The sequence below is a fragment of the Spartobacteria bacterium UBA695 genome, from assembly GCA_002298145.1.
GTDB lineage: Bacteria > Verrucomicrobiota > Verrucomicrobiia > Chthoniobacterales > Chthoniobacteraceae > UBA695.
In genome coordinates, this window is the sequence record DBMP01000018.1 from 1 (window position 1) to 8,484 (window position 8,484).

Here is an 8,484-nt window from a genome sequence, read left to right on the forward strand (position 1 = left end):
GGGTTGTTAAGTCCCGGCTGGCTCTCGCCAGCTGGCGGGAAAAATGCGCTTTCTGAAACCAAAGTAAAGACGAAAGGCGCACTGGTTTTCCTCGGCACCACAAATAGTCAAACGCCGCTAAATGACCTCTCTATAAAAATTATTTCACGCAAAGACGCAGAGAAGAACCGCACATGCCTTCTTTGCGCCTTTGCGTGAGACTTAATGCCTTTTGTCTGTGGAAAGCGTATTACACCAGCGGCTTGGCAGAGTTCGTCTCCATAGCCGCCAGCGTCGCTTTAACATTGGCCTCGATGGTGAAGCGCGAAGCCAGCTCCCTGAGCCGGGGGCGGATCGCCACGCGCCGCTCCGGATCAGTCCAGCCCTCCAGCGCCCGGGCGATGGCACCCGAGTCGGCCGGATTGGCAATCACATCACCACAGGCCCCGAGCACCTCGGACACGCCATTGGCCGAAGTCGTCACCACCGGCAACCCGGCGGCCAGCGCCTCCAGGCAGGCGTTTGAAAAAGGATCGTAATAGGTCGGCAGCAGAAACACATCGGCCGCCGCATAGCACGCGGGCATGTTCTTCACCGGCCCGAGGAACCGCACCCGCGCCGTGCTGCCACCGTACGCCTTCGGGTCCCCCTTCCCGGCCACGATCAGTACCGGGCGGCCCTGCATCCGGTTGACCGCCTCCACGGCAGCCCGCAGCCCCTTGCGTTCCCAGCCGCTCCCGGCGAAAAACACCGCCGTATCGGCTTCCGAGAGACCCCACTCCACCCGGAGCGCCTCGCGCCGACCCGGCTCCACCGGGGGCATCGGAGGTAGCCCGTTGTAAACCACGTGGATGCGCGAGGGCGGGTAGCCGTATTCGCGCACGATCTCCTCCTTTACCATGCGGCAGTTGGCGATCACGATCCCCGCGCCGTCGCTGGAAAAAAGCCGCGCCTCCAGCTCCAGCAGTTGCCGGTGCTTCGGGTTGAACCCCCGGGTCCAGCGCTTCCACGCCGGTTCGAACGCGTCCCGCCGCCGCAGCCAGGCCCGGTGCACGCCGTCGCCCGCCCGGTAGGCATCGCAGGCGTAGATGCGCTCCAGGGAAAAAAGATAATCGCACGCCCCGTGCGGACGCAGCCGGGGTCGGGCGCGCTCGATGGCCGCCGCAAACGCCTTGGGCGAACGCCCCGGGACGACCTCGATCTCCCCGTAGGGCCACTCGCTCGCAGGCCAGTCCGCCGACGTGAAAAGCAGGCACTCGTGCCCGGCCTCCCGCAGCGCCTTTGCGAAACGTTTCAAATAAGCCTCAGCTCCGCCCGTAGCCGAATATCCCCGCCGTACCAGACCAATCTTCATGAAGCAATATAGGAGGAAAATTGAAGCGCGCTTGAAAACATCGGAGGCACAGGATAAGGGTTCGGGGCTGCTATTTACAGCATTTCCCGCACCCTGCCTCGGGAAATCCACAAACCACATGAACATCCTCGCGCTTAAACTGAAGCGGATCGGCGACCTGATCCTGACGACGCCAGCTCTCGCGGCGTTGCGTGGGGCGTTCCCCGGGGCGAGAATTACCCTCTGCGTCATGGAAAACTGCGAGGGGCTCCTGCCCGCCGTGCGCTCCGTGGACGAAACGCTGGTCTTCCGCTACTGGCGCCCCAATGCCGGGCTTCTCTCGCGCCTGGCTACCGGGAAGTTCGACGTTTGCCTGGACTTCACCGGCAACGACCGCTCTGCCTTTTTCGCCCTCCTCTCCCGTGCCCCGCGCCGCATCACCTGGCAGTGGGTGCGCCGATGTTGGCACCGCCAGCTTCCCTTTAATGAATTCGTGGACTCCAGCGTCCGGGAAAACCACACCGTCGACCACCATCTCGACCTGCTGGCCCCCCTTGGAATTCCCCGGACCCCCACCCCCATCGACCTGTGCCTGCCCGCCAGCGCCGACGCCGCCCCCAAGCGCCTCCTCTACGAAGCAGGCATCGATCACGAATTCGCCGTCGTCCACCCCGGTACCGCCCGGGCCGAGAAATACTGGGAACCCGAACGCTGGGCCGCCGTCATCGACCATTGCCAGGGCGACCTGGGGCTGCCGTGCGTCGTCACCGGCGGCAGCGCCCCCTTCGAGCAGGCCCACCTCGCCGCCATTTGCCACCACGTGCGCACCCCGTGGCACGATTTCTCCGGCAGCCTCGATCTCCTGGGCCTCGCCGCCATCATCCGGCGCGCCTCGCTGCTCCTGAGCATGGACTCCGCCCCCGTGCACCTCGGCGCGGCCTTTGGCACCCCGCAAGTCGCTCTTTTTGGCCAAACCAACCCCTTTGCCTGGCGTCCCCGCCACCCCCGGGCCATCGTGCTTTACTCTGGGGAACCTGAGCCGCTCACCTGCTTCGACCCCCGCGCCCTTCCCAGATCGCTCAGCGAAATATCGACGGACGCGGTAATTCGTGTTATCGACTCCCTCCTCCCATCCCTTTCTCCGATTCATGAGCAAAAATAAAGAGCCCAAAATTCCGATGCGCGAACTGTTTCACCGGATGTGGGTGCCCTACAAACAGCTACTGCCCTACCTATTCACCTACCGCTGGCGTTTCATTGCGGGCCTGCTTTTTGGCGTCGGCGCCGGTGTCACCAATTCCCTCGTCCCCCTGACCCTCAAGCGCGTGGCCGACACGATCTTCCCCGACGGGCAGAAACACCTCAGCGCCGATATGCTGCAAGCCGGGCCCTCCACCAGCACCATGGTCTGGGTCTGCGCGCTCATTCCCGTCGTCATGCTGGCCCGCAGCCTGTTTGGCTACCTGAACACCTACTTTGTCACCTGGGTCAGCCTCAAGCTGCTCAACGACATCCGCAACGACCTCTTCCGCCGCATCATCGCCCAGCCGCTCGCCTTCTTTAACCGGCAGCACTCCGGCATGTTGATCGGCAACATCATGAACGACTCGCGCATGGCTCAGATGGCCCTCTCGCAAGTCAGCGCCGACATCGTCACCCAGCCCGTCACTGTCATCGCCTCGGTGGCCGTGCTGCTGCACCTCGACTGGCGCTTTACCATCATCGCCCTCATCCTCTTCCCCGTCTGCCTGGTGCCTATCGCCATCTTTGGCAAAAAAGTGCGTCGCGAGGGCGGGGCGGAAGAAGCCAAGGCGGGCATGATGATGGTCATTCTCCAGGAAGCCTTCGCGGGCATCCGCGTCGTCAAGGCGCTCGTGCGCGAGCCGCATGAAGTCAACAGCTTCGAGGAATCGGGCGACTTTCAGTTTGTCGTGGCCATGAAAGTGCGCCGGGCCATCGAAATCGTCGGCCCCATCATCGAGGCCGTCTCCGCCGTGGGCGTCATGCTGGCCCTGGTCTACGTCGGCGTGCGCGGCATCTCCGCAGGCACCTTCCTGGCCCTCGTCTCCGCCCTCTTCATGATGTACGACCCGGTCAAGAAGCTCAGCAAAATCCACCTTCAGCTCCAGAAGGCCCTGGTTTCCACCGAGCGCATCTTTGACCTGATGAACGTCAAGCCCGAGATCCAGGACGCCCCGAAGGCCATTGAGCTGAGCCGCGCGCACGGCGCCATCACCTTTGATAACGTCTCCTTCCGCTACCGCGACGATCTGCCGCCCGCCGTCGAGGGGATCAGCCTCGACATCCAGCCGGGCAAGAGCTACGCGCTCGTCGGCCAGAGCGGCGCGGGCAAGAGCACCATCTTGAGCCTGCTGATGCGCTTCTACGATCCGCAGGCGGGCGCGATCTGTATCGACGGCCAGGACCTCCGCACCGTCTCCCAGGCCAGCCTGCGCAAAAACATGGCCATCGTCACCCAGGACACCTTCCTCTTCCACACCAGCATCCTGGAAAACATCCGCTACGGGCGGCTCGACGCCACCGACGAGGAAGTCTACGCCGCCGCCGAACAGGCCTACGCGCATGAGTTCATCTGCGCCCAGCCCGACGGCTACCACACCCTGGTGGGCGACAAAGGCTGTATGCTCTCCGGCGGCCAGCAGCAGCGCGTGGCCATCGCCCGGGCGCTCCTGCGCAACGCCCCCATCCTGCTGCTCGACGAGGCCACCAGCGCCTTGGACAGCGAATCCGAACAAAAAATCCAGCTTGCCCTTGACCGCCTCGCCGTCGGGCGTACCGTGATCGCCATCGCTCACCGCCTCTCCACCATCCTGAACGCCGACCAGATCGTCTGCATGGTGGACGGTCGCATCGTCGAAAAGGGAACCCACAACGAACTTTTCGCCCTCGATGGCCAGTACCGGCGGCTCTACGATTTACAGTTCAAATCCCACGAGGTTGAAACCGTCTAGCCCAACTATGAAACGTTCTATCGCCGCGGTGTTGGCCCTTGCCACCGCCCTTTGCGGCCTCCCCGGAGCTCAAGCCCAGGATGCCCAACCCAGCATCAAAGTCACCACCCGCCTCAACGCCAACGGGACGCGCACCGACACCCAGAAAAACCTGGAAGAGCGCATCTCCGACGCCCGCACGACGGATAAAAACGGCAAACTGATCAGCCACGTCGTCTTCCGGCTCGACGAAATGGGCCGCGAAACCGAGGGAACCGTTTACAACGGCAAAGACCAGGTCGTTTCCATGACCTCGCTGCGCTACGACAGCATGGGCCAGGTCAGCGAACAGGTCGACAAGAACGCCGCGGGCGTCGTCACCCGCCGCACCGTATTTCTTCACGACGCGCAGGGCCACCTGACCCGGATCGAGGCCTACGACGGCCAGGGGAAGAAGATCCAGCTGGACAACCCCCCGGTGATTAATCCCCGCGTCAAAACCAAGAAATAAGGGCACCACCGCCCACCCCGCCGGTATGAGCGCCCTCCTCCTGCTCTCCACCTTTCCCGATGCGGAAGCCGCCCGGCGGATTGCCGGAACGCTGGTGGAGGAGCGCCTGGCCGCCTGCGCCAACCTGCTCCCCGGCGCGGAATCCATCTACCGCTGGGAGGGGAAAATCGAGCGGGCCACCGAAGTCGTGGCGTTTTTCAAAACCACCGAAGCCTGCCGGGCCCGGTTCGAAGCGCGGCTCAGCGAGCTGCACCCCTACGAAGTGCCCGAGATCCTCGTCCTACGCCCCGAAGGCGGCCTACCCGCCTACCTGCGCTGGATCGAAGAGAACGTGGGGTGAGGAATGATTTCCGAGTGCAGCTTTTGGAAAAAATGCTGGTAGGCGAGGTCTGAAAGGGGCGCCGGGTAGGACATGACCCGCAGTTCCACCCGCCCCGTGCCGTCTTGATAAGAAGGGTGCCAGTGCTCAAAGCGGTGGGTCTGGAACCCCAATCGCCGGTAAAACGCCTCCCGGCGGCGAGTAGTCTTATCCACAGGAGCTTCGATTTCCAACAAGACGGGGCGTTGATTTTCCCTGATCCAGTCCCATAAAAACGCGCTGCCGTACCCCGCCCCGCGACAAGCTGGTGCCAGGGCAAAATGCTCCACATAGCGGAGCCCATCGGGGAAATCGAAGCCATCCCACCACCCGATCAATCCGAGCAAATCGGACGCCTTCACCCACGCTTCGAGATGATACGTCTTTCGGGAGAAAAGGGAAATTTGCTGATCCCTGGAGCGGCGCTCATCCCGAGGAAAGGAGGTTTCATACACTTCCCACAGGGATGGGAAGAAAGGATGCGCGGCGGTGGTAATGGATATTTTTTGCAAGGCGATACCTCCCCATAGAATCGTCTGTTGCAGGCCCGGGGTCACTGATCTTTTTTGCCCTTCTTTCCCGGAGGGTGTGTTTAAAAGTGGTGTAAGCCGCTTGCGTTCCGGGTAGTGCCGCCGTCCCGAGTGCGCTACCTCGGAGACTGCGCCCCTCGCCCCGGGGGAGGCCCAAGGGAAAAGCGTGACAATGCCCCGGAGCAAATTTAAGTTGATCCTTCCAAACTATGCGCTCCGACATCATCAAAAAAGGACCCGAACGCGCCCCTCACCGCAGCCTGCTGCGCGCCACGGGAGCCATCGAAAACGAAGCTGATTTCGACAAGCCGTTCATCGCCATTGCCAACAGTTACATCGACTGCATCCCCGGTCATGCCCATCTGAACGAAGTCGGCGCGCTGGTAAAGCGGCTCGTTCGCGAGGCGGGCGGCGTCCCGTTCGTCTTCAACACCATCGGCGTCGATGACGGCATCGCCATGGGCCACGCGGGCATGAAGTACTCGCTGCCCTCGCGCGAACTCATCGCCGATTCCGTGGAAACCATGCTGCGCGCCCACTGCTTCGACGGCATGATCTGCATCCCCAACTGCGATAAAATCGTCCCCGGGATGATGATGGCCGCCCTGCGCGTCAACATCCCCACCGTTTTTGTCAGCGGCGGCCCCATGGCCGCAGGCGTCACCGGCCAGGCCAACGAAGACCTGCCCGCCGCCCTCCAGCCCACCACCGAGGGGGCCGACCTCATCAGCGTCACCAAGGCCGTCGGCGCGCTGCAAGTAGGCGCCATCACCCCCGCCGACCTCGCCAAGCTGGAGCAATCCGCTTGCCCCACCTGCGGCTCGTGTTCCGGCATGTTCACGGCCAACTCCATGAACTGCCTTTGCGAAGCCCTCGGCCTCGCCCTGCCCGGCAACGGCACCATCCTCGCCGTCTCCAAGGAGCGCGAAGCCCTCTACGCCCGCGCCGCCAAGACGATCCTCAAACTCATCTCCCTGGACCTCAAACCGCGCGACATCGCCACCCTGGAGGCCTTCGATAACGCCCTCATGCTCGACGTCGCCATGGGCGGCTCCACCAACACCGTCCTCCACACGCTGGCCATCGCGCGCGAAGCGGGCATTCCGTATGACATCGCCCGCATCGACGGCATCTCGCGGCGTATCCCGTGCCTCTGCAAGGTCGCTCCGTCCTCTAAATATCATATCCAGGACGTCATGCGCGCGGGCGGCATCCACACCATTTTGGGCGAACTCAAGCGCATGGGCGTGCTCAACCTCGGCTGCCAGACCGTCACCGGCAAAACCCTCGGCGAGAACATCGACGAGTGGGACATCCGCAGCGAGAAAGTCACCCCCTGGGCCCGGGCAGCCCGCGTCTCCGGCGCCGCCTCGATCCTGATCGACCCGAAGGACAAATATGGCTACGCGGGCCGCACGCTGAGCGGCAACCTCGCCCCCAAGCCCCTCCTCTTCCGCCCCGCCGATCCCCAGGCCATCACGCTCTGGCGCTTCGCCGCCGCCTTCAACACCCGCGACGCCGCCACCGCCGCCACGCTCTTCACCGAAAACGGCAGCTTCCGGATCGACGCCGACACCGCGTGGAACGGCCGGGCCGCCATCGAGGCAGGCCTCAAGACCCGATTTGAAGAATACAAAGGCCTCGTTCGCGCCGAACTGGGCGAACTGAGCAGCGAGCCCGTGCTCATCCTCTGGCGCTACGAAAAGAGCGGCACCCGCACCATCATGAGCCTCATTGAGATCGGCCAGTGGGATAAATGGGAGATCGTCGAGGCCCATCGCGACCCCTCCTATTCGGCCATCGGCGGCACCAAACCGAGCGGCCTCATGCCGCACGACCCGGCCTTCCTCTTCGACGAGCGGGACTGCATCCGCACCAAGGCCACCGCCTACACCCCGGACGGCGGCCTCGCCATTCTCTACGGCCAGCTCGCCCCCGAGGGGAGCGTCGTCAAGACCGCAGGCATCAGCGACGCCTTCAAGGCCAACTGCGGCCCCGGCTTCGTCTTCGAAGGCCCGTGCGTTATTTTTGAAAGCCAGGAGGACGCCTGCGAAGGCATCCTCGCGGGCAAGCCCAAGGCCGGGGACGTCGTCATCATCCGCAACGAAGGGCCGCGTGGCGGTCCCGGCATGCAGGAGATGCTCTCGCCCACCAGCTACCTGATCGGCATGGGCCTGGGGGACAAATGCGTCCTCATCACCGACGGCCGCTTCAGCGGCGGCACGGCGGGAGCCTGCATCGGCCACGTCTCGCCCGAAGCGGCAGAAGGCGGCCCCATCGGCATTCTCAAGGAGGGCGACCGTCTGCGCATCGACTTCCCCAACCGGAAAATCGACATCCTCGTGCCCGAGGAGGAGCTCACCGCGCGCAAAGCCGCCTGGAAGCCCTTCAAGCGCGAAGTCACCGGCTGGCTCGCCCGCTACCAGAAGCTCGTCACCAACGCGAGCCAGGGCGGCATCCTGGCGTAGAGCGCCCGTATCCTCCGCGGCTGGGGCTCCTAGAGCATTTTCGTGTGCCTCGTTCCCAATCTCCCGATTGGGAACGTCCTTGGTGGCGAATCTCCGATTCGCAGCCGTGGGGAATCTGGAGATTCGTAACGAGGAGGCTTTTTATTGTTGAGCCAGCCTTTTAAAGCAACGGCATCCGCAGACTCGAGTCGGTGAAAATGTCGTTGTAGGGCTGGAAATCCTTTCCAAATTCGCGCATGACCCGCGTTTGGAGGGAGATGAGTCCCTCTACAAAAAGCATATCGAGCATTCCGAGGCTTACGGGGCCAATGATTTCGTTATTGGTATTCACATACCCCGAAAGGCCACGCCGCC

General features: G+C 63.3%; 9 protein-coding genes and 1 pseudogene. 7 read left to right on the forward strand and 3 right to left on the reverse strand.

The genetic code is table 11. The annotated features are described in order from the left end of the window. Positions 1-198: hypothetical protein (locus tag B2828_RS11535; protein WP_479633895.1), on the forward strand; the 198-nt coding region annotated here is incomplete at its 5' end. Between the two features lie 31 nt (positions 199-229). Here the strand turns inward: B2828_RS11535 and B2828_RS11540 are convergent. Beyond that, positions 230-1,564: a glycosyltransferase family 4 protein gene (locus B2828_RS11540; protein ID WP_479633896.1), complete on the reverse strand. Its 1,335-nt coding sequence runs from the start codon at positions 1,562-1,564 to the stop codon at positions 230-232. Between B2828_RS11540 and B2828_RS11545 the strand changes: the two genes are divergently transcribed. The 4 genes from B2828_RS11545 to cutA are packed head-to-tail and all read left to right on the forward strand — an operon-like array spanning position 1,452 to position 5,114. Next, positions 1,452-2,474 carry a glycosyltransferase family 9 protein gene (locus B2828_RS11545; protein ID WP_479633897.1) on the forward strand — a complete coding sequence of 341 codons (1,023 nt, stop codon included), beginning with the start codon at positions 1,452-1,454 and terminating at the stop codon, positions 2,472-2,474. The genes B2828_RS11540 and B2828_RS11545 overlap by 113 nt on opposite strands. A 16-nt stretch (positions 2,475-2,490) precedes the next feature. Further along, the gene (locus tag B2828_RS11550; RefSeq protein ID WP_479633898.1) at positions 2,491-4,284 is read left to right on the forward strand and encodes an ABC transporter ATP-binding protein; all 1,794 of its coding nucleotides are present in this window, start codon (positions 2,491-2,493) and stop codon (positions 4,282-4,284) included. A gap of 7 nt (positions 4,285-4,291) precedes the next feature. Then, positions 4,292-4,774 carry a hypothetical protein gene (locus B2828_RS11555; RefSeq protein ID WP_479633899.1) on the forward strand — a complete coding sequence of 161 codons (483 nt, stop codon included), beginning with the start codon at positions 4,292-4,294 and terminating at the stop codon, positions 4,772-4,774. Between the two features lie 25 nt (positions 4,775-4,799). After that, positions 4,800-5,114 (forward strand): divalent-cation tolerance protein CutA, encoded by a 315-nt coding sequence (gene cutA / locus B2828_RS11560; protein ID WP_479633900.1) that lies wholly within the window; start codon positions 4,800-4,802, stop codon positions 5,112-5,114. Here cutA and B2828_RS11565 read toward each other — a convergent pair. Further along, positions 5,081-5,644 carry a GNAT family N-acetyltransferase gene (locus tag B2828_RS11565; RefSeq protein WP_479633901.1) on the reverse strand — a complete coding sequence of 188 codons (564 nt, stop codon included), beginning with the start codon at positions 5,642-5,644 and terminating at the stop codon, positions 5,081-5,083. The genes cutA and B2828_RS11565 overlap by 34 nt on opposite strands. A 227-nt stretch (positions 5,645-5,871) precedes the next feature. On the opposite strand from B2828_RS11565, the pseudogene ilvD reads away from it, so the two are divergent. Both ilvD and B2828_RS11575 read left to right on the forward strand, forming a co-directional pair. Further along, a pseudogene (gene ilvD / locus B2828_RS11570) lies at positions 5,872-7,200 on the forward strand (dihydroxy-acid dehydratase); the annotation flags it as partial. Positions 7,201-7,488: 288 nt separating this feature from the next. Further along, the gene (locus B2828_RS11575; protein WP_479633903.1) at positions 7,489-8,130 is read left to right on the forward strand and encodes a hypothetical protein; all 642 of its coding nucleotides are present in this window, start codon (positions 7,489-7,491) and stop codon (positions 8,128-8,130) included. Between the two features lie 160 nt (positions 8,131-8,290). On the opposite strand, the gene B2828_RS11580 is transcribed toward B2828_RS11575, so the two are convergent. Further along, positions 8,291-8,484: hypothetical protein (locus B2828_RS11580; protein ID WP_479633902.1), on the reverse strand; the 194-nt coding region annotated here is incomplete at its 5' end.

Bases quoted from the DNA above. Each gene is read 5' to 3' on its own strand.
- B2828_RS11545 (WP_479633897.1), top strand. From the start codon at position 1,452: ATGAACATCCTCGCGCTTAAACTGAAGCGGATCGGCGACCTGATCCTG.
- B2828_RS11540 (WP_479633896.1), bottom strand. From the start codon at position 1,564: ATGACGCAGAGGGTAATTCTCGCCCCGGGGAACGCCCCACGCAACGCC.
- B2828_RS11550 (WP_479633898.1), top strand. From the start codon at position 2,491: ATGCGCGAACTGTTTCACCGGATGTGGGTGCCCTACAAACAGCTACTG.
- B2828_RS11555 (WP_479633899.1), top strand. From the start codon at position 4,292: ATGAAACGTTCTATCGCCGCGGTGTTGGCCCTTGCCACCGCCCTTTGC.
- cutA (WP_479633900.1), top strand. From the start codon at position 4,800: ATGAGCGCCCTCCTCCTGCTCTCCACCTTTCCCGATGCGGAAGCCGCC.
- B2828_RS11575 (WP_479633903.1), top strand. From the start codon at position 7,489: ATGCCGCACGACCCGGCCTTCCTCTTCGACGAGCGGGACTGCATCCGC.